Source organism: Dyadobacter sp. SG02 (assembly GCF_900109045.1).
In the GTDB taxonomy this organism is placed as follows: Bacteria; Bacteroidota; Bacteroidia; order Cytophagales; family Spirosomataceae; genus Dyadobacter.
On record NZ_FNYL01000010.1, the window covers coordinates 185920 to 210397 of the forward strand.

The 24478-nt window shown below is 49.5% G+C and carries 17 protein-coding genes, 1 tRNA gene and 1 riboswitch; of the genes, 11 read left to right on the forward strand and 7 right to left on the reverse strand.

The genetic code is table 11. The features are described from left to right. Nucleotides 1-85: 85 nt before the first annotated feature. The 5 genes from BMW93_RS23085 to rocD all read right to left on the reverse strand — a co-directional run bounded on the left by BMW93_RS23085 (nucleotide 86) and on the right by rocD (nucleotide 8722). Entirely contained in the window at nucleotides 86-1285 is a 1200-nt protein-coding gene (locus tag BMW93_RS23085; protein WP_090381889.1) for a hypothetical protein, read from the reverse strand. Between the two features lie 48 nt (nucleotides 1286-1333). Next, nucleotides 1334-4432: an AAA family ATPase gene (locus BMW93_RS23090; RefSeq protein WP_090381893.1), complete on the reverse strand. Its 3099-nt coding sequence runs from the start codon at nucleotides 4430-4432 to the stop codon at nucleotides 1334-1336. A 13-nt stretch (nucleotides 4433-4445) separates the two neighbouring features. Next, entirely contained in the window at nucleotides 4446-5960 is a 1515-nt protein-coding gene (locus BMW93_RS23095; protein ID WP_090381895.1) for a GH3 auxin-responsive promoter family protein, read from the reverse strand. 111 nt (nucleotides 5961-6071) lie between these two features. Next, nucleotides 6072-7463 (reverse strand): S41 family peptidase, encoded by a 1392-nt coding sequence (locus BMW93_RS23100; protein WP_090381898.1) that lies wholly within the window; start codon nucleotides 7461-7463, stop codon nucleotides 6072-6074. Continuing rightward, complete coding sequence (rocD, locus tag BMW93_RS23105; RefSeq protein ID WP_090381901.1) at nucleotides 7460-8722, reverse strand: ornithine--oxo-acid transaminase; 1263 nt, start codon at nucleotides 8720-8722, stop codon at nucleotides 7460-7462. The genes BMW93_RS23100 and rocD overlap by 4 nt, the downstream gene beginning before the upstream one ends. Nucleotides 8723-8794: 72 nt before the next feature. Next, nucleotides 8795-8889: riboswitch (TPP riboswitch) on the forward strand. A gap of 70 nt (nucleotides 8890-8959) precedes the next feature. On the opposite strand from rocD, the gene BMW93_RS23110 reads away from it, so the two are divergent. The 5 genes from BMW93_RS23110 to BMW93_RS23130 all read left to right on the forward strand — a co-directional run bounded on the left by BMW93_RS23110 (nucleotide 8960) and on the right by BMW93_RS23130 (nucleotide 14186). Continuing rightward, on the forward strand, nucleotides 8960-11404 hold the full coding sequence (locus BMW93_RS23110) for a TonB-dependent receptor (protein ID WP_090381904.1): 2445 nt from the start codon (nucleotides 8960-8962) through the stop codon (nucleotides 11402-11404). 105 nt (nucleotides 11405-11509) lie between these two features. Next, a complete protein-coding gene (locus tag BMW93_RS23115) occupies nucleotides 11510-12187 on the forward strand; it encodes a DUF433 domain-containing protein (protein ID WP_177194175.1) in 678 nt (225 codons plus the stop codon). Continuing rightward, nucleotides 12184-12585 carry a DUF5615 family PIN-like protein gene (locus BMW93_RS23120; RefSeq protein ID WP_090381909.1) on the forward strand — a complete coding sequence of 134 codons (402 nt, stop codon included), beginning with the start codon at nucleotides 12184-12186 and terminating at the stop codon, nucleotides 12583-12585. The genes BMW93_RS23115 and BMW93_RS23120 overlap by 4 nt, the downstream gene beginning before the upstream one ends. 48 nt (nucleotides 12586-12633) lie before the next feature. Continuing rightward, entirely contained in the window at nucleotides 12634-13662 is a 1029-nt protein-coding gene (hemE, locus tag BMW93_RS23125; protein WP_090381911.1) for a uroporphyrinogen decarboxylase, read from the forward strand. Nucleotides 13663-13664: 2 nt separating this feature from the next. Then, complete coding sequence (locus tag BMW93_RS23130; protein WP_090381913.1) at nucleotides 13665-14186, forward strand: HAD-IIIA family hydrolase; 522 nt, start codon at nucleotides 13665-13667, stop codon at nucleotides 14184-14186. Between the two features lies 1 nt (nucleotide 14187). On the opposite strand, the gene BMW93_RS36080 is transcribed toward BMW93_RS23130, so the two are convergent. Together BMW93_RS36080 and BMW93_RS23135 are read right to left on the reverse strand one after the other, a co-directional pair. Then, nucleotides 14188-14316, reverse strand: a complete 129-nt coding sequence (locus tag BMW93_RS36080; protein WP_255372357.1) for a hypothetical protein — start codon at nucleotides 14314-14316, stop codon at nucleotides 14188-14190. Between the two features lie 111 nt (nucleotides 14317-14427). Next, nucleotides 14428-15906 (reverse strand): arginine decarboxylase, encoded by a 1479-nt coding sequence (locus BMW93_RS23135; protein ID WP_090381916.1) that lies wholly within the window; start codon nucleotides 15904-15906, stop codon nucleotides 14428-14430. 551 nt (nucleotides 15907-16457) lie between these two features. Between BMW93_RS23135 and BMW93_RS23140 the strand changes: the two genes are divergently transcribed. The 6 genes from BMW93_RS23140 (at nucleotide 16458) to BMW93_RS23165 (ending at nucleotide 24417) form a co-directional block, all read left to right on the forward strand. Then, nucleotides 16458-17099, forward strand: coding sequence for a TetR/AcrR family transcriptional regulator (locus BMW93_RS23140; RefSeq protein WP_229240717.1), 642 nt, complete (start codon nucleotides 16458-16460; stop codon nucleotides 17097-17099). Beyond that, nucleotides 17074-18435 carry a TolC family protein gene (locus tag BMW93_RS23145; protein ID WP_229240719.1) on the forward strand — a complete coding sequence of 454 codons (1362 nt, stop codon included), beginning with the start codon at nucleotides 17074-17076 and terminating at the stop codon, nucleotides 18433-18435. The genes BMW93_RS23140 and BMW93_RS23145 overlap by 26 nt, the downstream gene beginning before the upstream one ends. 46 nt (nucleotides 18436-18481) lie before the next feature. Then, nucleotides 18482-19612, forward strand: a complete 1131-nt coding sequence (locus BMW93_RS23150) for an efflux RND transporter periplasmic adaptor subunit (protein WP_090381926.1) — start codon at nucleotides 18482-18484, stop codon at nucleotides 19610-19612. A gap of 28 nt (nucleotides 19613-19640) precedes the next feature. Further along, on the forward strand, nucleotides 19641-23072 hold the full coding sequence (locus BMW93_RS23155) for an efflux RND transporter permease subunit (protein WP_090381930.1): 3432 nt from the start codon (nucleotides 19641-19643) through the stop codon (nucleotides 23070-23072). Between the two features lie 125 nt (nucleotides 23073-23197). Continuing rightward, nucleotides 23198-23271, forward strand: a tRNA-Pro gene (locus BMW93_RS23160). Nucleotides 23272-23331: 60 nt separating this feature from the next. Next, a complete protein-coding gene (locus tag BMW93_RS23165) occupies nucleotides 23332-24417 on the forward strand; it encodes an acyltransferase (protein WP_090381933.1) in 1086 nt (361 codons plus the stop codon). Nucleotides 24418-24478 lie beyond the last annotated feature (61 nt).

Below are 24478 nucleotides of genomic sequence, written 5' to 3' on the forward strand. Positions count from 1 at the left end.
CGAAAGGTATTGGTTGGGAAAGGACGAAAATAATCGGCGAGACCCCTATCCGGGCGACCCTATGCGGGCCACCCTATGCGGGCCACTAACTGAACAGCCCCCATTGCAGGCGGTGGTCGATCAGCATGAACAGTTTGACCGGGAATGGTTCGAGCCAGAGTATTTTGTTGTAGCCCATATAAAAAACCTGCGGATGGGCCACGCAGACGACCATCGTAAAAAACAGGATGAGCCGCACTGTTGACGTAGAGGAGGTTTCGATTAATATAAAAGCGGCCAGCAGAATGAATGGAAAGCCGTACGACAGCGCTCTGTCGATGTCGTGGACGTAGATACCGGTAGCCACCAGCACCACAAAACCGGCCATCAGTGCAAGCAGAAGCCAGTAGCGCCGGGTAAGGCACAGCACAGCGAACGCCGCGAGCAAAAGTAGCCAGGTTCCTTCGAACGCCCCCCACATACTGCTGCCCAGCCCGTTCCGGTGGGCATTGGCGAGCAACACCGGCGTACCGAGCGTAGAATAGGAATGATGGGGAAAATAAGTCGTCTGCACATACTCCCGGATCGCGAAATAAATCGCCCAGGCCACCCAAACAATCAGGCTCTCGCCGGTAAAGGCCGATTTAAGCAAACCCGGAACACCAAAATTATTGCTGCGGTAAGCCTTCGTACCCATCCACCAGAGCAACAGATAACCTCCCGCCACCACGGCCCGCTCGTCGGTAAAGAATGCGATTTGAAGCGAGAGGAATATCACGAGCGGATTTTTACTCAATAATGCCAGTAACAGGAAGAAAAACGCGAATTCGTCGCCATACCCGTGCACATCCGCGAACGCCCATACGCTTACGAAGATATTGGCAATGGCCGTCACAAACAGCGCGGTGATGACCTTGTCGCCTGAAACGGAATAGACGTAGCCAGCTACTTTATACAGGAATAATACCCCCAAAACGGCCTGGATGATCAGGATCAGCAACACATTGTGGCCGGTCAGGAAGGAAAGTGCCGGTAATGTCCAGCGGAAGATCATATTCTCCCGGCGGACGTCGTAGTCCATGTCTTTCGGATGGAGAATGTCCTGGGCCTGGTTCTGGATAAAAACCCAGGCATCGAGGCTCACCCCATTATTTTTCAAATGATCAAACAGCAGCGAATAGGGCGGAAAAGCCAGAAAAAGCGACAGTGCGACAGCAAAAAAAGTAAGTTTCCATAACCAGTTCTTTCCCGATAACTGTGCTTCAATCCAAAGGAGAGTCGACCCGTAAAAATTTTCCAAAAGCATAGGACGGCGTGGGCAAATAGGCTCAAATATACATTTAATGTGTGATACTCATTTCCAGCTCGGCACGATCCGGCTGCCTTCCTCGCTTTCGGTAATGCGCAGGTATGTCTGGATTTCCTGTTGCAGGTCCTCGACGTGGCTGATAATTCCTACAATCCTGTTCTCCTTTCTCAATGATTTTAACGTTTCAAAGACCGTTTGTAATGCATTTTTATCGAGTGAGCCAAACCCTTCGTCGAGGAAGAAAAAGTTGTGCTTCGATTCATTGCGTACGTGTATGTGATCCGCGAGCGCGAGCGCGAGCGACAATGCCGCCTGAAATTTCTGCCCACCCGAAAGCGTTTTCAGCAACCGCATATGCCCGCCGTTGAGCAAGTCCCTCACCCAGAAGCTATTGCCTTCCCCGAGTTCGAGGTGGAGCTGCTGGTGGGTCATTTGATGAAACCGGTGGTTGGCTGCCTGAATCAGATTTTGCAGGTAAATGCTCGAAGCATAATCTACAAACCCGCTGGAACGGAACAGTTTCGCGAGATCGTCGAGATGCTCTTTTCTGAGCTGCAAACGGCCTTTTTCCGCCAGGAGCGCAGCTTTTTTGCCCAGGTCTTCGGCCATTTGTTTCAGCCGCCCGCCAATATTTCCTTCTTCCTTCCGCTGCGAGTTCAGGTTTTCGTTCAGCGTATTTTTTAATGCAGTTACCTCCTCGTGTTTGGCTGCATCATATTGCTCCCCGGCATGATCTTCGAGCAGGCTTTTCAACTCGGCGCCGGTTGTTTCGAGCGACATTTTAAACTCGTCGATCGCTTTTCGCTCTTCCCCGATCCGGATAGGCATTTGCAAAATCCCCGTCACTTGCGCTTCCGATTCGAATGCATATGCAGCCAATTCACCGTCGATTTTCTCCTGAACCGTCAACAATTCCCGTCGGCTTCCCTCCAATGCAGTCAGCAAAGTTGCCTGACTTCCGGAAAGCGTATTCCGATCTTTTTCCAACGCATCCACCTGCTTTTCAGCTTCGGCAAATGCGGCCGAAAGCTGCCGGTAATCGTCTTTGAGAGCTGCTATCTTTTCTGAAATAGTATTTTTTTCAACTGTTTCAAATTCCGCCAGGCTAACTCTTGACAACTGGTCGGAAAGCGTTTGTATTGTATTTTCAAACCTCAAAATATCATCTCTCAACACTTGCAGCGGCTTTTCGATCTGCTCGGTTTTTTCTTTCGCGGCGGTTTCGATCTGCTCCGTCAATGCTTTCAATGCCGTTTCCCCGGCTTTGATTTCAGCCTGCAAACGACTGCTTTCCGCAAAGCGCTTATCAAACCCTTCCCGATCCGTTTTGTTAAAAGCAGGCCAAAAGAACGCTTCATCATGCGCTCTCAACCTACCCTGTGCCTCCGTATAGCGCTGTTTTATCGAACCTTTTTGTTTTTCAAGGCTTTCTATTTGATTAAAAACACGCTCGATCGGGGATTGCAAGCGCCTTAGCAGCCTTTCTTTTTCATCCAATGCATTCAACTGCTTTTCAATCGCCGCTATTTCCGCCGTTAATGCGCCGTCGGCAGTCAATACATCCGGATGATGCAGCGAGCCGCAAAGTGGACAAGGCTCCCCGTCTTCGAGATTACCGGCATACTGGTGCAATGCGACCCGGGTATTGATATGCAATAACTGCCGGTTCAGCTCCTTCCGATTACTTTCACCTGCTTCCAGGTAATCGACAATACCCTTTTGAAAAACTTCCAGTGAATGCCCTTCGCCAAACCGGATGCCGAAATCGCCCGTTATCTCCTGCAAGCGTTGCCCGAGGCCTTCGGTCAAAGTTTTAATCTCTGCGGCAAGTACTTCCGCCTCCGTTTTTATCGCCTGACGGTCCGCTGCAAGGTCGTCCACTTTCGTGAACCAGGACTTCACAAGCCCCATTTCGAGCACATCGCCCATACTGCCCTTGCGTTGCTCATTGGCCGCTTCCAGCTCCTGTTTTTGTTGTTTTTGTATTTCAATGGCGCTTTCTTTCTCCTTCAACTGCTCTTCCCCACGTGCCAGCGCGTCTTTCCTTTTGATAACCGCCTGCGAATGTTCGATAATGCGAATGACCTTTTCGAGTTCCTCCGCGGTAGCAAGCAGTTCCTCGCGCTTTTCATACCTCGGTTTCAGGAGCTGCAATGTCTCCTGCTGCTTGCCGAGCAACGCCGCCAGTTCGGTCAGTTTCTCCTGGTTCGCGGCCGAAATGCGTTCGTCGCGTGCGATGGCCGTCAGGAGATTGCTTTTCTGGTCAAAAATGGATTTGAAATGCAGCGAGCAGGTTTCAAAAGTCTTTAATGTAGCCTCGCGTTCCTGCATTGCCGCACGCTGGGAATCGAGCGTTGCGAGCCTGTTTTGCAGCATTTGAATCTTCTCGCCGACGAGTTTCAGTTTCTGAAAATTGCTTTCGAGCTCCGTTTGGATCGTCAGCTCATTGGAAATCTGCTGAATTTGCGCCCGGAGCAGTTCCAATCGTTGCTCACCCTCGGTAAGCATTTCCTGCGTTACCTCGCCCAGGCCCATCAGTTGGCCGTCCACATTCGACAATGCAAGGTTATTCCTGTTGCTCAGCGAGCCTACATTGCGGCTGAGGTCATATTTTTCGAGCTGGAAAAGCTCTTTCATCATCCGCGTCCGCTCAGCGTCTTTCAATTCGATGAATTCCTGAAAACGTCCCTGTGGTATGATGATCGTTCGCCTGAAATTGTCGTAGCTTAGGCCGATAATGCTTTCGGTAGATTCGTTTTCCGCCAGCGGCACCCAGTCGTTTTCCTGCCAGATATACCCTTTTCTGTCGAAGGTTTTTACATCCTTGAAATTCTTGCTATTGCGCTTGCCTCGCACCGTGAACCGGTAGCGATCGCCGTTTTTGCCTGCAATGCATTCAAAATCAATGAGCAAATCGTCCGAGCGGAGGTTCATCATATTGTAAGTCCGGTCGTCGCCCGACTTGTTGAGCCGCTCGGTATCGCCGTACAATGCAAATGTGATCGCTTCGAGAATGGAAGACTTCCCGCTCCCGACAGCCCCGAATATCCCGAACAACGACGCGTCGGTCAACGGGTCGAAATCAATTTCCTGCTCGGTTTGGTAAGAATATAGTCCTTTGATTTTTAAGCGTTTGGGGATCATGCGGTGTGGTACTTTAAAAACCCGCCAGCAAATCATCCAGATACTCCCGCGTGTTGCTCAGCCTCGGAACCTTGTTTTGGCCGCCGAGCTTATGTTTCTTGCCCATCCAGGCGTAGAAGGTACCTGCGGGTGCGAAATGTACTTGCGGGCGCGTGAGAGCCATATCTTTGTAACGTTTGGCATCATAATCGGAGTTCACCTCGCGCAGGGAGGCGTCCAATGCCATGATGAATGCTTCGCGGTCTTCCGGTTCTTTGGTGAATTCTATAATCCATTCATGGCAGCCGCGCGAGCCGTCGCCCATGTACACTGGGCCGGCGGTATAGTTGGCTACGAGGGAGTCGGTCTGGTGCGCCGCTACTTTAATCGCATGGTCGGCATTCTCCACGATTACTTCCTCGCCGAATGCATTGATGAAATGCTTCGTACGCCCGCTTACCTTCACGCGGAAGGGGTAGACAGACGTAAATTTCACGGTATCGCCGATCAGGTAGCGCCAGAGTCCCGCATTGGTCGAAATCACCATCGCATAGTTTTTCCCAACCTCCACTTCATCCAATAACAATGCTTTGGGATGCTCCTTACCTAATTCTTCGATGGGTATAAATTCATAGAAAATACCGTAATCGAGCATCAGGAGCATTTCCCCGACGCGGTTGATGTCGTCCTGGATCGCGAAAAAGCCCTCCGATGCGCTGTACGTTTCGAGGTACAGCACCTGGTCGGAAGGGAAATATTTGGTCATGAACAGATCGCGGTACGGCTCGAAAGACACCGCTCCGTGCACGAAAACCTCGAAATCGGGCCAGACTTCAAGCATATTCTTTTTGCCGGTACGTTCGAGAATCTGATCCAGGAGCACGATCGTCCAGGTAGGCACGCCGAGAATGCTGGTCACGTTCTCCTGCGAGCAGATCGACGCCATTTTATCGAGCTTGCTTTCCCAGTGGTCCATCAAGGCAACTTCCAAAGGCGGCGTGCGCATAAATTCGGCCCAGGAAGGCAGATTTTGCATGATCACGGCCGACACATCGCCGATCTGGGTATAGTCGTCAAATGGATTGGCATGCAAAGTCCCACCGATCGAAAGGCCCTTTCCGTCAAAAACGCGCGTATCGGGGCGGTTGTTGATCAGCAGGGTCATCATATCCTTACCGCCTTCATAATGGCATTCTTCCAACGCTTCGGGCGACACGGGCAGGAACTTGCTCCGCGCATTCGTTGTGCCCGACGATTTGGAAAACCATTCTATCTGCGACGGCCAGAGCACATTAGGCTCGCCTTTCAGCACGCGCTCGATGTACGGGTAAAGCTGCTCGTAAGCCGAAATGGGTACCTGCTCCTGAAATTCTTTCACCGATTTGATCTGCCCGTAGTTATAGCGGCCGCCCCATTCGGTATAGCGGGCGGTTTCGATCAATTCGGAGAATATACGCTGCTGGGTTTCAATGGGGTACTTCATAAACTGTTCGATCCGTTCGAAGCGCCGCTTCAAAAACCAGACAGTCATATCATTTACCAGCTTCATAAATATCCATTAGTTAGAAATACGCAAGTCTGTAAAAATAGCAATAAAAAATGGTGCGAGAACAGTCGGAAGCCGTTCTCGCACCATTCAAAAAATTTTCTCTTCCAACCGCTATCTGTCGAAGAACATATTGCTGCCGCCCGCCTTCCGGCTGATCGACGACGACAATTCCGCACTCGCTTCTTCCGCCAGTACGCGTGCGCTCCGGAGCTGGCGTGTCACGTGCGTACCTGTGATCTGGAACAGCGCCTCGCCCAGCAAGGGGTCGCGCGGGTCGCCATAAGGATAGAGAATATTACCCTCGCTCACCTTCACATCCGGCTCGAAACCGACATGGTAATCCGATTTTTTATCCTTGTTCAAAGATTTGGAAACGATCGGCTGCAAGCCCACTTTAATGCCATTATTCTCGTCGCTGATCGTTACCGAGCCCACATTCTTGCCGACTGTTTTACCTCCTACCAATGTTACATTCATAAATGGCTTCAATCCATTGATCACCAGCTCACTCGCAGAAGCCGTCCGCGACGACACGAGCACGACAAAATGTTTCAGGTCGCCTCCGACATTCTGGCTTTTCGATACAAACTTGTCGTAGAAATAGGATTCGCCATATTTTTTGAGGTTCGTTTCGGTGACCTGTTTGTTGTATTCTTTGTAGTAAAACACATCATTGGCCGTAACCTTACCGATCAGGCTCGACAGGTTTGTCGCTGAACTTACATAACCTCCCGGATTATAGCGCAAGTCGAGTACCAGTGCATTGACACCGCTGTTTTTGAATTCAGCAAAAATCGCGTCCAGCTTTTTATCGTAAGCCTTGTTACTGGTCTGAAAAGGTTCGGGGATGAACTGGTGATAAACCACATAGCCGATCTTGTTGGCACCGATTGTGTAAACCGAATCGAAAAATACCGGATCTTCCTGCAATACAACAGGCGTAACCTCCCTGGTAGTAGTCGTTTCCTTCAAAGTCCCATCCTTAATATCGGCCAGGGTGTAGGTCGCCTTGTCCTCCGTATTTAGCAATTTCGAATAGTTTGAATCGGTCATTTTCTGTCCGTTCACGCTGCTGAAAACATCGCCCCGTACAAAACCGGCCTTAGCGGCGGGCGAATCGGGGATGACGTACAGCACAATACCGACAATATTGCTGGTATTGGCCGGGAAGTACACGAGCTTGTACTCCATTCCGCTGGTTTTCGACTCCCCGCCCAACGATGCTTCCAGTTCCTTGGCGCTTTCCTGCATCCACGAAAACCGGTCGCCGTCCGGGCGTGCGGTCGCATCGTATTTGTATAAGAGTGAGTTAAAAAAGTCGCTCGGTGTTTTGTTGTAATCGGGCGACGCGGTGATGTGATCCGTCCAGTAGTACCAGTATTTCATGTTGGTATAAATCCACTGGTTGGTCTCTGTATCGTTTTTGGGATCCGCGTTTTTCTCCTTACAAGAAAAAACAAACGCGGCGAGTAAAATGACAGGCAGGAAAAGTCTCAGTTTCATAGATTTCCGTTCATTTCTAAAAATACCTCTTCAATAATGCGGCAAGCTTCTTCCATTTGCGGTTCATTAATGACCAGTGGCGGCGCAAAACGGATCTTGTTGCCATGGGTAGGCTTGCACAACAGCCCTTTTTCCATCATTTTATAACAAAGGTCCATGGCTGTACTGCTGTCCTCCGAATCGTTGATCACGATCGCATTAAGTAACCCTTTTCCTCTAACGCTTTCGATCAGAGAACATTGTTTTTGAAGTTCCTGCATTCTCCTGCGGAATACTTGTCCCATTTTTTCGGCATTCCCGGCGAGATTTTCTTCCTGTACCACCTGCAATGCGGCAATCGTCACCGCACAGGCCAGCGGGTTTCCGCCGTACGTGGAACCGTGCTCGCCGGGTGCGATCGTCAGCATTACCTCATCATCGGCAAATGCAGCCGAAACCGGCATGGTACCACCCGACAATGCTTTTCCGAGGACCAGGATATCCGGCTTCACGCCCTCCCAGTCACACGCAAGGCGCTTACCCGTGCGTCCGATGCCGGTTTGCACTTCGTCGGCGATGAAGAGGACATTGTATTTTGTACACAAATCGCGCACGCCTTTCAGGTAACCTTCCTCCGGCACTACCACGCCTGCCTCGCCCTGGATCGGCTCTACCATGAAACCGGCGATGTCCGGGTCATTTTTCAGGAGGTTTTCAAGCGCGCCAAGGTCGTTGTAAGGAATGATTTCGTAGCCCGGAAGAAACGGTCCGTAGTCATTGGTGGAAGAAGCGTCTGTGGACGAAGATATCGCCGCCAGCGTCCTGCCCCAGAAATTACCGGCCGCATACGCCGTTTTGGCTTTTCCAGGCTCGATACCTTTTACTTTATATGCCCATTTCCGGGTCAGTTTCAGCGCCGTCTCGCCGCCCTCCACGCCCGAGTTCATCATTAATACCTTATCATACCCGAAATAATCGCAAAGGAACTTCTCGCATTCGCCGAGGCGGTCGTTGTAAAAAGCCCGCGATGTCAGGGTCAGCTTTTGCGCCTGTTCGACCATTGCATTTACAATTTTCGGATGGCAATGCCCCTGGCTCACCGCGCTGTAAGCGGAAAGGAAATCGAAATACTGCTTCCCCTCCACATCCCACAAAAAAACACCCGAGCCTCGTTCGATCACTACCGGCATCGGTTTGTAATTGTGCGCGCCGTAGCGGTATTCCAGTTCCATGGCGTGCTGCGAGGCACTGATATCGGTCGTGTCTGTATAGCTTTTCATTTTGGTATTCAAATAGTTAGGAACTTCATCTTGAGATATGTAAAAATACGGAAAAGCGTACTAATTTTGCAGCATAATCTCAAGGGGTGCCCTACCGAACGGGCTGAGATCATACCCATTTAACCTGATCCGGGTAATGCCGGCGTAGGGAGAGAAAGCCGGAACCGGCTGTTTTCTGTTAACATTTTATCGAACTTTCTGATAGGTGGCCCCTGCCTGTTGTAATAATGTATCGCAATGCGAAAAATTACGACCTATCTGCTGACGCTGCTGCTCGGCACCAACTCACTCCTCTCTTTTGCTCAAAAGACTGTCACCGGCCGCATTACCGATGCCGAAGATGGCAAGCCGCTCCCCGGCGCGACCATTAAAGCCGGCGAAATCCGTGGTACCAGCACCGACAAAGACGGAAATTTTGTCCTGAAAAATATCTCCGAAAGTATCGTTGTACTCGACATCTCCTACATCGGTTACCAAACCGCAAAAGCAGCCATTAACTCTAACCAACTGGAAATCAAGCTAAACAAAAGCACTTACCAGGCCGATGAGGTGATTATCAACGCCACCCGTGTGAACGACAGGACGGGTATGGCCTATACCAATGTCACTGCCGCCCAAATTGACAAGCAGAATATGGGCCAGGACCTTCCGGTACTCCTCAACTTCTCACCTTCCCTCGTGAGCACAAGCGACGCAGGCGGGGGCGTGGGTTACACGGGCATACGCATACGAGGCTCCGATGCGACGCGCATTAACGTTACGGTGAATGGCATTCCTTATAATGATGCCGAAAGTCAAGGCGTTTTCTGGGTCAATATGCCGGATTTCGCGTCGTCGGTAAGCAGCATACAGATCCAGCGCGGCGTGGGGACTTCGACCAACGGCGCCGGCGCGTTTGGCGCTTCGGTAAATATCAATACCAATGCATTTCGCGAAACGGCTTATGCTGAGCTGAATAACTCGTATGGGTCTTTCAATACATTTAAAAATACACTGAAAGTAGGCTCGGGTTTGATTAAAGACAAATTTACATTCGATGCGCGTCTTTCGCGGGTTTCTTCGGATGGGTTTGTGGACCGTGCTTCTTCGGAATTGCATTCCTATTACCTTTCCGGCGGGTATTTTGGCAAGAAAAGCTTTGTGCGGGTGAATGTGTTTTCCGGTAAAGAACGTACCTACCAGTCGTGGAACGGGGTGCCGGAAGCTAAGCTGCGCGGAGATCGTGAGGGTATTCTGGCTTATATCGACCGGAATAGTCTGGGTGAAAAAGACGCTGAAAACCTGCTCAATTCCGATAACCGCACTTATAACTCCTATACTTATAAAAACGAGGTAGATAACTACCGCCAGGACCATTACCAGATCGTTTCTTCCCATAACCTGAGTAATAAACTAACGTTTAACCTGAATGCCTTCCTCGTACGCGGACTGGGCTATTACGAGCAGTACCGCGCGGGTGACGATTACAGCAAATACAATCTTCCGAATGTAGTCGTGGGCAAAGACACGCTTACGAGCACCGATTTTATCCGTCGCCGCTGGCTGGATAATTACTTTTACGGAACCACATTTTCATTTGATTACAACAGCTTCAAAAAGCTTACCGCCAGCTTCGGCGGCGGCTGGAACCAATACGACGGTGACCATTATGGCCAGATCATCTGGGCCCGCAACGCCGGGAACATCGAGAATGAGCATCAATATTATTTCAGTACGGGTAAGAAGAAGGATTTCAACCTATATGGAAAGTTATACTATTCTTTCACCGATCAGCTGACCGCATTTGCCGACTTGCAATACCGCCGGGTAAGCCACGCCATTCACGGGACAGACAATGACCTCGTTCAGCTCGCATTTGATCACTCGTATTCTTTCTTCAATCCAAAGGCAGGCTTGACTTACCAACTGGCTGAGCGGAGTTCCGTTTACGCTTCATATAGTATCGGGAACCGTGAGCCAAACCGGGATGATTTTACCAATTCCACAGCTGACCTTTTCCCGAAAAGCGAGCGCTTGCAGAATGTAGAAGCCGGTTTCCGTACACAGCAGGGCAAATGGGCATTTGCTGCGAACTATTACTTAATGAGTTATAAAAATCAACTTGTGCTTACCGGCCAGATCAATGACGTAGGCGGCTCGGTACGCGTAAATGTGCCGAAAAGCTACCGCACCGGTATCGAGCTCGAAGGTGCTGTGGTTTTTAATAACCATTTGAAATGGAATGCGAATGCGACTTTCAGCCAGAACAAAATCAAAAACTTTACGGAATACGTCGTCGACTATGATAACGGCGGTTATCAAACCATCGACCACGGCAAATCGGATATTTCCTTCTCGCCGAACGTCATTGTGGGCAGTCAGTTCACCTATTCACTCCGCAAAAACCTGGAACTCGCATTGCTGACCAAATACGTCGGTAAACAATATCTGGACAACACCTCCACCGAAACCCGCAAACTCGACGGCTACCTTACCAACGATATCCGTCTTTCATGGACGATCAAACCATCGTGGGCGAATGAAATTGCATTCAATTTGCTCGTCAATAATGTGCTTGACGAGAAGTACGAATCGAATGGTTATACCTACGGCTACATTGCAGGCGGTGCGCTTACGCAGGAAAATTTCTACTTCCCTCAGGCGGGGCGGAATTTTCTGATCGGGGTTAATTTCAGGTTTTGATAGAATAGAGCTGCCGATCCGTACATAACCGCGGGGCTTTTTTGTGTCTGTCAATTTCTTTAAATTGGCAGACCATTTACATTCTCACACACCTTTTCCATGAATATGAAGCCCTTCGAAACACAAAGTCTTGTTGGTGTTGGCACCGGAATTTACACGCTTCCCGACATCGCTGAAATTCTGCATCTGCCTGCCGTGAGGGTTCGAAGGTGGATGCACGAATATTGGCAGCTCCGTTTCAGTTCATCAGCAGAATCTGAGTTTTCTCATGGGTCGGGGAAAGAACTTGTTACCAACTTTCTTACATTGATAGAATTCTTTACATTCTATCAGCTTAGGCAGGAGGGAGTTAGTGCACAAAAGATCGTGAAGGCACATCAGATTCTCTCGAAAGCATTCCGCACAAAATATCCCTTTGCCAAATCCAATCTTCTCACCGACGGCAAACAAATCCTGTTTAGCGGTGAAGTCGGAGAAATCATCAGGGCTGATGAAACACTGCAAATAACTATCAAAGAAGCTTTCGCGCCGTTTTGTAAAAAGGTTGAATTCAATGAGGATAATGTTGTAAAGCGCTTTTACCCAATGGGCAGAGAACACAGCATTGTCGTTGATCCCAGGAGGCAGTTCGGTCAGCCGGTAATCGGAGATACCAATGTACTGGCTGAAACTGTTTACAGACTCCACCGTGGCGGAGAGTCGGTAGAAATGATCACCAGTCTGTACGCATTAACAGTTGAACAAGTAAATGATGCTATCAACTATTACCGTAAGGCAGCATGACAAAAATTTATATCGACGAAAATCTTTCACCAAGTATTGCAGAAGGTTTAAACATACTCGAAGCTCCCAATCGTGAAGGGTTTGAAGTGCTGTCTATCAAATCGGTTTTTGGTAAAGGCACCCCGGATGAAGATTGGCTTGCCAAAATTGGCCAGGAAAATGCCATCGTCATCACGCAGGACTTCAATATCCACCGGAACGCGTACCAACGGGCGCTATACCAACAATATAATGTAGGGGTATTCTTTTTAAGCCCACCTTCCAAAACCGGCTATCAATATTGGGAAATGGTAGAACAGATTGTCAAACGATGGCGTGATATCAAAAAACATTGCAAAGCACAACGGCCGTTCGCATTCAGGTGCACTTCACGAAGCACCGACTTCGAGAGACTATAAATCCAAACCACCACTCCGCCTTAACCACTTTCTCCCTACCTTTGCCGCATGAATCTGAAAAATGACCTTTTGCTTCGGGCGGCGCGGGGGGAGAAAACCGAACGCACGCCTGTTTGGATGATGCGCCAGGCAGGGCGCATCCTTGCTGAATACCGGGCCGTTCGTGAGAAGGCCGGAAGTTTTATCAAATTGGCTACTACGCCTGAAATGGCAGCGGAAGTGACCCTGCAACCTGTCGACTTGCTGGGCGTGGATGCTGCCATTATATTTTCCGACATTCTGGTAATCCCCGAAGCAATGGGTTTGCCTTATGAAATGGTGGAACAGCGCGGACCCGTGTTTCCAAGCACGGTCCACACTTTGGATGACCTCCAAAAACTGCATATCGCCGAGCCGGAAACGGATTTGAAATATGTATTGGACGCCATTAAAATAACCAAAGAAGGCCTCGCCGGCCGCGTTCCTTTGATCGGTTTCGCGGGCGCGCCTTTCACGATCTTCTGCTACATGACGGAAGGCAAAGGCTCCAAAACCTTCTCGGTGGCCAAAAAGCATTTGTACGCCGATCCTGAATTCTCGCATACATTATTACAACAAATTACCGACAGTACGATCGCCTACCTGAAAGCGCAGATCGCCGCCGGTGCCGACATTGTTCAGCTTTTCGACTCCTGGGCAGGCATTCTCTCGCCGGAGCAATACCGCGTTTTCTCGCTGCCTTATATCAAACAGATCTGCGATGCAATTACCGAAGTGCCGGTAACGGTTTTTGCCAAAGGCGCATTCTTCGCCAGGAAAGAAATCGGCGAGTTGAATTGCTCCGTGGTTGGCCTCGACTGGAATATGGACATCGCCGAATCGCGCGAGCTGATCCCGAACAAGACATTGCAGGGTAACCTCGATCCTTGCGTGCTCTATTCTTCTTATGACCAGATACGTAAGGAGGTAAAGAAAATGGTTGATCAATTCGGTACGCAACGCTACATTGCCAACCTCGGCCACGGCGTGTACCCCGATACCGATCCCGACAAGGTAAGGTGCTTTATCGAGGCGGTTAAAGAATATTCTTCCCTGTAAATATGGCTGCTCATAACAAATGCGTATTCCTCGATCGCGACGGAGTACTGAACGAGGATTGCCCGGATTATCTGTACAAGCTGGAAGAACTGGTGATTCCCGAAGGCGTTACCGAGGCATTGCAAATGCTGAAAAAGGCAGGCTACCTGCTGATTGTCATTACCAACCAGGCCGGCATCGCAAAAGGACTTTACACCGCTGATAATGTTTATGCGATCCACGAGGCCATGCAAAATGCTTCTGACAATGCGTTGGATGATTTGTATTTTTCCCCTTATCATCCGGCCTATTCCGGCAATTCGTTATCGCGGAAGCCGGGCTCGTTGCTGATCGAAAAGGCTATGGCCAAATACAATATCGATCCCGCACAGTCATGGATGATCGGCGATCGTGACCGGGACATGGAAGCAGGAAAGAATGTGGAATTGAAAACGGTTCATATCATCCCGAATGCAGAAGAGTCGACGGGAGATTATGCCGCTGAAAATTTGCTGGAAGCCGCCAGGCTGATATTGCAGCAGTAGACTAAGCTTTTACTACCGGCGCAGGCTGGGTTTTCTGTACTGATCCGTAGGCAGGGCAGGCGTGTTTGGTGCAGGATGATGCCACCGCCAATGTTCCGCAAACAGCCAGGAGAAGTAAGATCTTTTTCATTTTCCAGTTCGTATAAGATTTTGTCACTACAAAAATATAAAATTAAGTTCTTTGAATGAGCGTTTTAGCCTGACTAATAACGAACTCATTCAAAGAACTTTATATACGGCATCAGATTTTTGTTTCTGCCAGCTCCTCCTCAGGTTCCACCTTCGGCTTTTCCACCACCGGCTTGCCATCCTGCGCTCCGAAAGGCTCCTCTTTAAAACCCAGAATCCGCAGCATCGAGTCGCTGTTCTGCTCGTCGGCAAAAACGCGGGTGGTAATGCGGCCTTCCTCGTCGCGGTCCACGAGCACGTGTTTCGGCGCGGGGATCAGGCAGTGCTGGATACCCCCGTAACCTCCGAGTGATTCCTGGTACGCGCCGGTGTGGAAGAAACCGATGTATTGCGGTTCGTTATCTTCGAAAATCGGCATGTACAAGTCGGCGCTGTGCATTTCTGAGTTGTAGAAATCCTGCGAGTCGCACGTTAATCCACCGAGGTTTACCTTTTGATAAGGATTATCCCAGTTATTGATCGGCAGCATGATGTACTTCTGGTTCATACCCCACGAGTCCGGTAGCTGGGTGATGAACGACCCGTTGATCATGTACCAGAGCTCTTTGTCGTTTTGAAGCTTTTTGTCGATGATTTCGTAGATCACCGCGCCGCTTTCGCCGACGGTATAGCTTCCGAACTCCGTGAAAATGTGCGGTACGGGAACGTTGTTCTTGTTGCAGATCCACTGGATGTTCTCGATGATCTCGTCGATCATCTGCTGATAATCGTAGCCTGCCTGCAATGAAGTCTGGATCGGAAGACCGCCACCGATGTCGATCGAATCGAGATCAGGGCAGAGTTTCTTCATTTCGCAGTATTTGAACATGAAGCGGGTCAATTCGCTCCAATAATAGGCACTGTCCTTAATACCGGTATTAATAAAGAAGTGCAGCATTTTGAGCTTGAATCGGGGATTCGGCTCGATTTTCTCCTTATACAGCTGCTGTACATCGTTATAACGGATACCCAGACGCGAAGTATAGAATGCAAAATTCGGTTCCTCGTCCGTCGCGATGCGCATTCCGAACTGCACCGTGTCCGCAGTTACCTGCTGCTCGTACGATTCGATTTCTTTGAGGTTATCCAGAATGGGCACCACGTTGAAACCTTCGTTGATCAGCTCGCTCAGGTATTGCGTGTAGCGCGGCAGCTTGTAGCCGTTCGCGAGAATGTACGTACCCTTGTTCACCTTGCCGCGACGATAAAGCTCCCGGATAATGGGAATATCGAAAGCGGAAGACGTTTCGATATGGATATTGTGCTTCAAAGCCTCTTCCAGCACGAAGCTGAAATGCGACGATTTCGTGCAGTAACAATAGGTATAGGTGCCTTTGTAATTATGTCTTTTGAAGGCGTTCCGGAAGAACATGTTGGCATTCTCAATGTGTTCTCCGATCTTGGGCAGATAGTTGATCTTTAACGGCGTACCATGTTCCTTGATGATATCCATCAGAGGTACATTGTTGAACAGCAATTGATTATTATCGACGTTGAACTCCATGGTCGGAAACTCGAACGTCTGCTGAATCAGGTCAATGTAGCTTTTCATTGATTTGTTTGTCGCGATGGCAATTAGTGAATTGGGTGTTAAAAAATAGGAACGAAAATGACCCGAAAATTGGGCAGAATATGTGTCATTTCCAAACACGGATCACTGTCAAATCATTCCCATTCGAAAGCAATTTATCGCTCTATTTGCCAAGTTCATACCCGAAAATGCCCGCTTAATAATTTTTTAATTGACCAGCCGGTTGTCAACTGCCTATTTTCAGGCCTTAAATCCGGATACCGGAACACATTACCAGGCTTCCCGGCTCATTACCAGTCTCTTGCATCCGACTATTTATTCTTAATATAATCCTATTCAAGATTTATACATTTCTCAACAGCTAAAAACCATTCCTATGATTCTTCTTCAAACAGCAGCGCTCGTTAAACGACCGAAAAGCGGGCAAATTTGCTAATTATCAGCGTATAAGGGCCATTTACCTCCCGCCTAGTGCCGTCTTTGCCGATAATCGACTACTAATGCGCAGAAAACTTTAAACATTCTCAGAGTTTTCTTAGTTTTTGTCATTCGAAAATTTCAAATTTGTCGCTGTGAAAGAGCGAATTATCAAATCGGCACTGAACCTTTTCTGGCGCTACGGCATCCGCAGCGTTACGATGGATGACATTGCCCGCGACCTGGGAATTTCGAAGCGTACCATTTACCAGCATTACTCCGACAAGGAGGCCATTCTCGCCCTTGTGATCCAGGAAGAGATCCGGACGCAGAAATGCGAGATTGAAAAACTGGAAAAGCTGGCCGAGAACCCGATCGAGGAAGCAATGTATGCCACGGTACAAATGCAGGAAACGCTTGCGGACATGAACCCCACGCTTTTGTACGATCTGAAAAAGTATTATCCCAATGCCTGGGAGCTTTTTCAGAACTTCAAATACGAGTTCATCATCCGCAATATCCGCGATAACCTGGTAAAAGGCATTGAAATGGGCCTGTACCGCTCCGATATCGACGTGGAGGTACTTTCGCTCCTCCGTGTGGAGCAGATCGTCCTCGCTTTCGACCCGACCGTTTACCCCGCCAAGAAATTCAATATGATGCACGTGCAAACCCAGTTTCTCGGGCATTTTTTGAGGGGGATACTTTCGGAAAAAGGCTTTGAATACTACAACACCATAAAAGATAAACCAGCAACTGAACTCAATATCCATGAAAAATGCCAGAACAATACGTAGCACTTTGATGCTGCTCGCGGCACTGATCTATTTTGTACCACTTCATGCACAAACCGGCTACTCGCTCAAAGAAGCCGTTGATTACGCGATCAAGCACAATCTGAATGTTAAGAATGCGCAGCTCGACGCGATCTCGGCGGAGGCGCGCATTGGCGAGATTCGTGCGGCAGGTTTACCGCAGGTAACAGGTGCCGTTTCGTTAACCAACAACATTATCATCCCGAGGTTCTTCCTTCCCGCCAATACCTTCGACCCCTCGCAACCCGTGGACGCACCACCGGTAGCGGTTGAATTCGGTATTCCCTGGCAAGGTTCAGCCTCCGCAACACTGAACCAGCTTATTTTCAACGGGTCCTATTTTATTGGACTGAAAGCAGCTGCCACTTACCGCGAACTGGCGCAAAAAAGCACTACCTCTTCGAAAGTGACAGTTGCAGAAGCTGTTACCAAGGCTTACTATTCAGCCCAGGTAGCCGAAGAACGCGCCAAGTTGCTCGACCTGAACATTGCCCGTGTGGACTCGTCCATGCGCGAAACAAAGGCGATGAATGCGAGCGGTTTTGTGGAATTGCTCGATGTAAACCGCCTCGAAGTGCAGATCAACAACCTGCAAACCGAACGGCAGAAAGTCCAGAACCTGATCGAGTTGAGCTATGCATTGCTAAGGTATCAGATGGGAATGCCTGTGAACGAGCCTATTAAGCTAACGGACGACATTAATGCGGTAAATGTAGCCGAGCTTCGGTCGGAGTCGTCGAGTCTGGATGTGAGCTACGAAAAACGCATCGAGTATTCTTTATTAAATACACAGGAAAAACTGGCGATGCTGGACCTGCGCAATGTGCGAAGCGGCTATTTACCCAATTTGTCGGCCTCGCTGGGTTATGGGTATAATGCGGGTATGGATAAGTTTTCCCAGCTGTTCACAAATCAGTGGTTCAACAACATGGTACTGGCCGTGAACCTAAACATCCCGATCTTCGACGGTTTTACCAAAAAATACCAGATCAACCAGAAAAAGATCGCCATCGACAAGGTGAAGAACAACCAGAACTTGCTGAAACAGTCGATCGATCTGGAAAACAACCAGGCCGGCATCAATATCAAGAATGCATTTGCCACACTGGAAACCCAGAAACGGAACCTGACGCTTGCCGAAGAGATTGTGCGCGTCACGAAGATCAAATATAAAGAAGGCGTAGGCTCGAACATCGAGGTGGTCAACGCCGAATCCTCTTTAAAAGAAGCGCAGACGAACTACTTCACCGCATTGTACGACCTGATGATCGCCAAAGTAGATCTAAGCAAGGCCAAAGGCGAGCTTTATTCCGAATAATACCATTAACACTTTACAAAATTTGAAACAGCTACTTACCAATACCATGAAAAGCAATATTCTGATTATAACCGCTATTGCCACCATTCTGGCCTCCTGCTCCGCCAAGAAAGAAGGTTTGGAAGGCAAAAAAGAAGAACTCGCCGCGCTGAAAGCCCAGCAGGTCGATAACGAAAAGAAGATCAAGGCGCTCGAAATCGAGATCGGCAAACTGGACCCGAAGAAAACGACGGAAGCCAAGATAAAGCCGGTATCCATCGATACGTTGAATGCCGAGACATTCAAGCATTATGTGGAGCTGCAAGGCACCGTGGATGCAAAAAACAACGTCCTGGTAACACCTAAAACAGGCGGCGTGATCGTGGCGATGTATGTCAAAGAAGGCGACGGGGTGAAGGCCGGAAGCGTGATCGGAAAAATCGATAACAGCATTCTGACCGAATCCATCGAGGAACTAAAAACATCGCTGAGCCTCGCCAATACGCTTTTTGAAAAGCAGAAAAACCTCTGGGACCAGAAGATCGGTACCGAGCTGCAATTCCTTCAAGCAAAAAACAACAAAGAATCGCTGGAAAAGAAACTGGTTACGCTGAATACCCAGCTTTCACAGACGAACATCGTATCGCCCATGTCCGGTGTGGTGGACCTCGTGAATGTGAAGGTAGGTGAAATGGCTTCCCCGGGTGTAGGCGTCGTGCGCGTGGTAAACCTGGGCAACCTGAAAGTGTCGGCCAAAGTGTCGGACGTCTATGCGGCCAGCGTGAAAAAGGGTGATGAGGTAATCGTGAAGTTTCCTGATCTGAAAAAGGAGTTCAAAGCCCGCGTAACATTTGTGAGCACTGCTGTGGATCCATTGTCACGGACATTCACGATCGAGGCCAATTTACCTTCCGACCGCGATATCAAGCCTAATATGATGGCACAGGTGCAGATCAACGACGCCACCAGCAAAAACGCACTGGCGATCGATCAGAACTATGTTCAGAGCACCGAGAAAGGAAACGTGGTGTATGTAGCCGTGACCGAAGGCAACAAGAAAGTAGCCAAAGCGAAAGAAGTGAAGACCGGCCTGAGCTACAATGGCAAGGTCGAAATCCTTTCAGGCTTGTCGGCAGGAGACGCGCTGATTACGCTGGGTTACCAGGAAGTGTCGGACGGCCAGCCGATTAGCTACTAGTGCCATTCACTCATTCAAAATTAGTCCTATGAAATTTAGCGAATACAAAACCCTAAGCTTCACCAACTGGTGCGTAGAGAACAGGACGACGATCTACATCTTTACGTTCATCATTACGCTGGCGGGGTTCATGGTATACAATAACCTGCCTAAGGAGCAGTTCCCGGATATTAAAATCCCGCAGATCTACATCAATACGGTGTATTTCGGGACCGCGCCGGCCGATATCGAAAACACGATCAACAAACCGATCGAAAAACAGCTCAAATCCCTCAACGGGGTTAAAAAGATCAAATCCAATGCATTGCAGGACGTTTCGGTAATCCTGGTGGAATTTACACCGGATGTGGCTGTGGAAGTGGCTTTGCAAAGAGTAAGGGACGCCGTGGATAAGGCGAAAACCGATTTGCCCCAAAACCTCGACTCCGGCCCGACGGCCCAGGACGTGAACTTCTCGGAGTTCCCGATCATGAACGTCAACATTGCGGGTAACTATTCTTTGAAACAACTCAAACAATATGCCGAAGATTTGCAGGACGGGATCGAAGCATTGCCGGAAATTACCCGCGTGGATATTCTCGGTGCATTGAACCGCGAGATTCAGATCAACGTGAACCTCGACCGCATGAAATCGACCGGGTTGACATTCTACGATGTACAAACGGCGATCCAGAGTGAAAATATCAACGTTTCGGGCGGCGAGCTGAACGTGCAGGGCGTGCGCCGTACGCTGCGCGTGAAGGGAGAATATACCAATGTAGCCGATATGGCAAACATTCGCATTCGTACGTCCACGGGCGCGACCGTCCGCCTGGGCGACATTGCGGAAGTAGCCGACAGCTTCGAAGAGCAGCAGGATTTTGCGCGCCTCGCTAACAAATCGGTAATCACACTGAACGTGATCAAACGTTCGGGAGAAAACCTCGTAGACGCAGCGGATAAAATTGAAAACGTGATCGCGGATTTTAAGGAAAATCGTTTCCCAGCCGGTCTGGACGTTAAAATCACGGCCGACCAGTCGATCCAGACCCGCGCCGATTTGCATGACCTGATCAACACCGTTGTACTCGGCTTTATTTTCGTGGTACTCGTACTGATGTTCTTCATGGGTGTACGCGACGCGATCTTCGTGGGGCTTTCCGTACCGTTGTCCGCATTGGTCGCATTTGTATTAATGCCGATCATCGGTCCGATGGTAGGCACCGAATTTACATTGAATACGATCGTACTCTTCGCATTCCTGCTCGGTATTGGTCTGGTGGTGGATGACGCGATTGTGGTAATCGAGAACACGCACCGCTTGTTCAACATGCATAAGGACTGGACGATCCAGCAGGCTGTAAAAGCGGCTGCCGGCGAGGTGTTCATTCCCGTACTTTCCGGTACGCTCACCACCATTGCGCCGTTCTTCCCGTTGCTTTTCTGGACAGGGATAGTCGGGGAATTCATGAAATTCATGCCGCTAACGCTCATTATCACGCTCGGGGCCTCGCTTTTTGTGGCTTATGTAATGAACCCTGTATTTGCGGTGTCGTTCATGGGCCGCCACGACGATGAGAAAGAAGCGCATGATACCAGTTTCAAAGCGATCCGCCGCCCGGTGTTTATCCTCGTGGTAGCCGCCGCAATCGGTTACCTGATCGACCGCGGTGTGGGTAATTTCTTTGTATTTATATTGATACTCTGGATTTTCAACCACTACATTCTGACGCCACGCATTCTCGTACCGTTCCAGGACAACTTGCTGCCTGCATTGAAAAACGGTTACCGCAAGCTCATCGACTGGCTTTTGAGAGGTTGGAGACCGGTATTCGCCATTATCGGGGTTTTCATCCTGCTGATCGCCACCTTCGTGATCACCGGCATTGCGCAACCCCAGGTATTGTTTTTCCCAAGCGGTGATCCTGATTATGTATACGTTTATAACAAATTACCCATCGGAACCGACGCCCGCGTGACCGACTCCGTGACCAAGATCATCGAAAAACGTGTTTTTGATGTTTTGGAAAAGGAAAAAGCAATGGATATGGTGAATTCGGTGATTGCCAACGTCGGCAAAAACGCGGGTGACCCGTACAACCCCGACCGCTCTGCCACGCCGCACAAGTCGAAGGTAACCGTCGCATTCGTATATGGTACCGAACGTGGCGGCAGGTCTTCCGAGGCAATTCTCCGCAAGATCCGCGATGCCGTCGCCGGTATCCCGGGTGCTGAAATCTCCGTGGAACGCGAAGCGGTAGGTCCGCCGACCGGTAAACCCATTTCGATCGAGATTTCCGGTGATGAATTTGAAGTACTGCAAAAACTGGAAAAAGACGTTCTGAAAAAGGTGCAGGATTCGGGTATCGAAGGTATCGACCAGCTTCGCTCCGACCTCGTTACCAACAAGCCTGAAATCGTGATCGATATCGACCGTGAAAAGGCGCAACGTGAAGGTATCAGCTCGCAACAAATTGCATTAGCTGTCCGTACGGCATTGTTCGGTCTGGAAGTCTCGAAATTCCGTGATGATAAGGACGAATACCCGATCATGGTAAGGCTTGAAAAGGACGACCGCGAACAGATCGAGAAGCTATTGAGTCTGAATGTCGTGTACCGCGATATGAATATGGGCGGTGCATTGCGCCAGGTGCCTATCACTTCCGTGGCTAATATCCACTATTCGACTACTTTCAGCCAGATCAACCGCCAGGATCAGCGCCGTATCGTAACCCTCGGCTCCGACGTATTGCCGGGCTACAATGCCAATGAAATCGTTGCCCAGATCCAGACCGTGATCCAGGAAATGGAAGTACCAAATGGCTACATCATCAAAATGGGCGGTGAGCAGGAAGAACAGGCCGAATCCATGGCGTTCCTCGGAACCGCATTCGGTGCCGCGATCATGCTTATTTACCTGATTCTGGCCACGCAGTTCAACTCGGTGATCAAGCCATTCATTATCTTCTTCACGATTGTGCTTTCGCTGATCGGGGTGTTGCTGGGTTTTGTGATCTTCCACAAAGATTTCTCGATCATCATGTCCGGCGTAGGTATCATCGCATTGGCTGGTATTGTGGTTAAAAACGGTATCCTGCTCATCGAGTTCATCGAAGAGCTCCGCGGGCGCGGGTACCCGATGCGCGAAGCGATTATCGAAGGCGGCGCGATCCGTCTCACACCCGTACTCCTCACGGCTTCCGCGGCGGTACTCGGTCTCGTGCCGCTCGCATTAGGTATCACCGTCGATTTCGTAGGCCTCTTCCGCGACCTGGAACCACACCTGATCGTCGGCGGCCCGAGCTCCGTGTTCTGGAACATCCTCGCATGGACGATCATATTCGGTCTCACATTCTCTACCTTGCTGACGCTCATCATGGTACCATGTATGTACTACGTCAACGAGCGCGTCCGCGACAAATGGTTCCGCAAGGGCAAACCGGAGGTAGTGAATCCGAATTGGCAAAGCGAGTCGATCTAGAAAAAACTCAGATTTGTTGTTCATTTCAGGTTAAATCAATTTTTTTCGGCCTGAAATGAACAATAATCCAAAACATTCTTAGATTTGCAACCCCAAAGAATTGCCTTAGGGCATTTATAAAAGTTCGGGATGTAGCGCAGCCCGGTAGCGCACTAGCATGGGGTGCTAGGGGTCGCAAGTTCGAATCTTGTCATCCCGACGAACACAAAAAGCACTTACGACGCAAGTTGTAGGTGCTTTTTTTCATTAAACATAAACTGTGAGCAAACCCACCTCCCTCCCACAATCAAAACAACACTTCGAAATCCTCGACGGATTGCGGGGCGTTGCCGCATTGGCCGTTGTAATCTTCCACTTTATGGAATGGGTCTTTCCCGATCCCTCCATGAACTTCATCGGCCATGGGTTTCTGGCCGTCGATTTCTTTTTCTGCCTTTCGGGATTTGTGATCGGGTACGCTTATGACGATCGCATTGCCAAGATGGGCCTCCGCACGTTTTTCATATCAAGAATTATCAGACTGCATCCCCTGGTTATCGCAGGGTCAATCCTGGGCTTGCTGGCGTTCCTGTTCGATCCGTTCGGAGGCCATCCCGAGCAGTACAGCACCGGCAAAATCGCGCTGGCGTTTCTATCTTCGCTATTGCTCGTTCCGATGCCTGCGATAGCCGATCGTGCATATAATCTTTTTAGCTTCAATGCGCCGGCCTGGTCGTTGTTCTGGGAATATATTGCCAATATCGTTTACGCATTCGTGCTTTGCCGGATCAGCCGCGGTTTCCTGGCACTACTCACTATACTCTCGGCGATGGCCATTTGCTTTGTAGCTTATCGCTCCGGCAATTTATTGGGCGGTTGGAGCGGCCCTACTTTCTGGGATGGAGGCGCCCGCGTTTCGTATTCCTTTCTGGCGGGATTACTTATTTATCGTTCCAACTGGATTATCCGTAACAAGCTTGGATTTATCGGCCTGTCGGCATTATTACTGCTGGCTTTTCTGATGCCCTACTCCAAATGGAACTGGCTATCCGAAACACTGGTAGTCCTGTTTTATTTTCCCTTGCTGATTGCATTAGGCGCGGGAGCAACGTTGGCACCTGTCCTGAAAAAGGCCTGTATTTTTTCAGGACAAATCTCCTACCCCTTGTACATGACGCATTACGCCGTGTTATGGATGTTCGGGAATTACTATACCAGTCATAAACCTGGTACAATGCAGTTAGCCTTCATAGTTGTTGGCGGGATCATCCTGCTGGTTGGCGCTGCGTATCTGGTCATGGTGGTGTATGATATGCCTGTGAGGAAGTATTTAAGTGCTAAACGGCTTGAAAAGACTCGCAAATAGAGGCGCAGTTGCTTTACAACTTTAACATAAAAAAGCCGGGAGCAATGCCCCCGGCTTTTAT

Coding starts and splice junctions, on each gene's coding strand:
- BMW93_RS23085 (WP_090381889.1), bottom strand. CDS start 1,285: ATGCTTTTGGAAAATTTTTACGGGTCGACTCTCCTTTGGATTGAAGCA.
- BMW93_RS23155 (WP_090381930.1), top strand. CDS start 19,641: ATGAAATTTAGCGAATACAAAACCCTAAGCTTCACCAACTGGTGCGTA.
- BMW93_RS23145 (WP_229240719.1), top strand. CDS start 17,074: ATGAAAAATGCCAGAACAATACGTAGCACTTTGATGCTGCTCGCGGCA.
- BMW93_RS23150 (WP_090381926.1), top strand. CDS start 18,482: ATGAAAAGCAATATTCTGATTATAACCGCTATTGCCACCATTCTGGCC.
- BMW93_RS23100 (WP_090381898.1), bottom strand. CDS start 7,463: ATGAAACTGAGACTTTTCCTGCCTGTCATTTTACTCGCCGCGTTTGTT.
- BMW93_RS23115 (WP_177194175.1), top strand. CDS start 11,510: ATGAAGCCCTTCGAAACACAAAGTCTTGTTGGTGTTGGCACCGGAATT.
- BMW93_RS23090 (WP_090381893.1), bottom strand. CDS start 4,432: ATGATCCCCAAACGCTTAAAAATCAAAGGACTATATTCTTACCAAACC.
- BMW93_RS23130 (WP_090381913.1), top strand. CDS start 13,665: ATGGCTGCTCATAACAAATGCGTATTCCTCGATCGCGACGGAGTACTG.
- BMW93_RS36080 (WP_255372357.1), bottom strand. CDS start 14,316: ATGAAAAAGATCTTACTTCTCCTGGCTGTTTGCGGAACATTGGCGGTG.
- BMW93_RS23110 (WP_090381904.1), top strand. CDS start 8,960: ATGCGAAAAATTACGACCTATCTGCTGACGCTGCTGCTCGGCACCAAC.
- rocD (WP_090381901.1), bottom strand. CDS start 8,722: ATGAAAAGCTATACAGACACGACCGATATCAGTGCCTCGCAGCACGCC.
- hemE (WP_090381911.1), top strand. CDS start 12,634: ATGAATCTGAAAAATGACCTTTTGCTTCGGGCGGCGCGGGGGGAGAAA.
- BMW93_RS23120 (WP_090381909.1), top strand. CDS start 12,184: ATGACAAAAATTTATATCGACGAAAATCTTTCACCAAGTATTGCAGAA.
- BMW93_RS23095 (WP_090381895.1), bottom strand. CDS start 5,960: ATGAAGCTGGTAAATGATATGACTGTCTGGTTTTTGAAGCGGCGCTTC.
- BMW93_RS23135 (WP_090381916.1), bottom strand. CDS start 15,906: ATGAAAAGCTACATTGACCTGATTCAGCAGACGTTCGAGTTTCCGACC.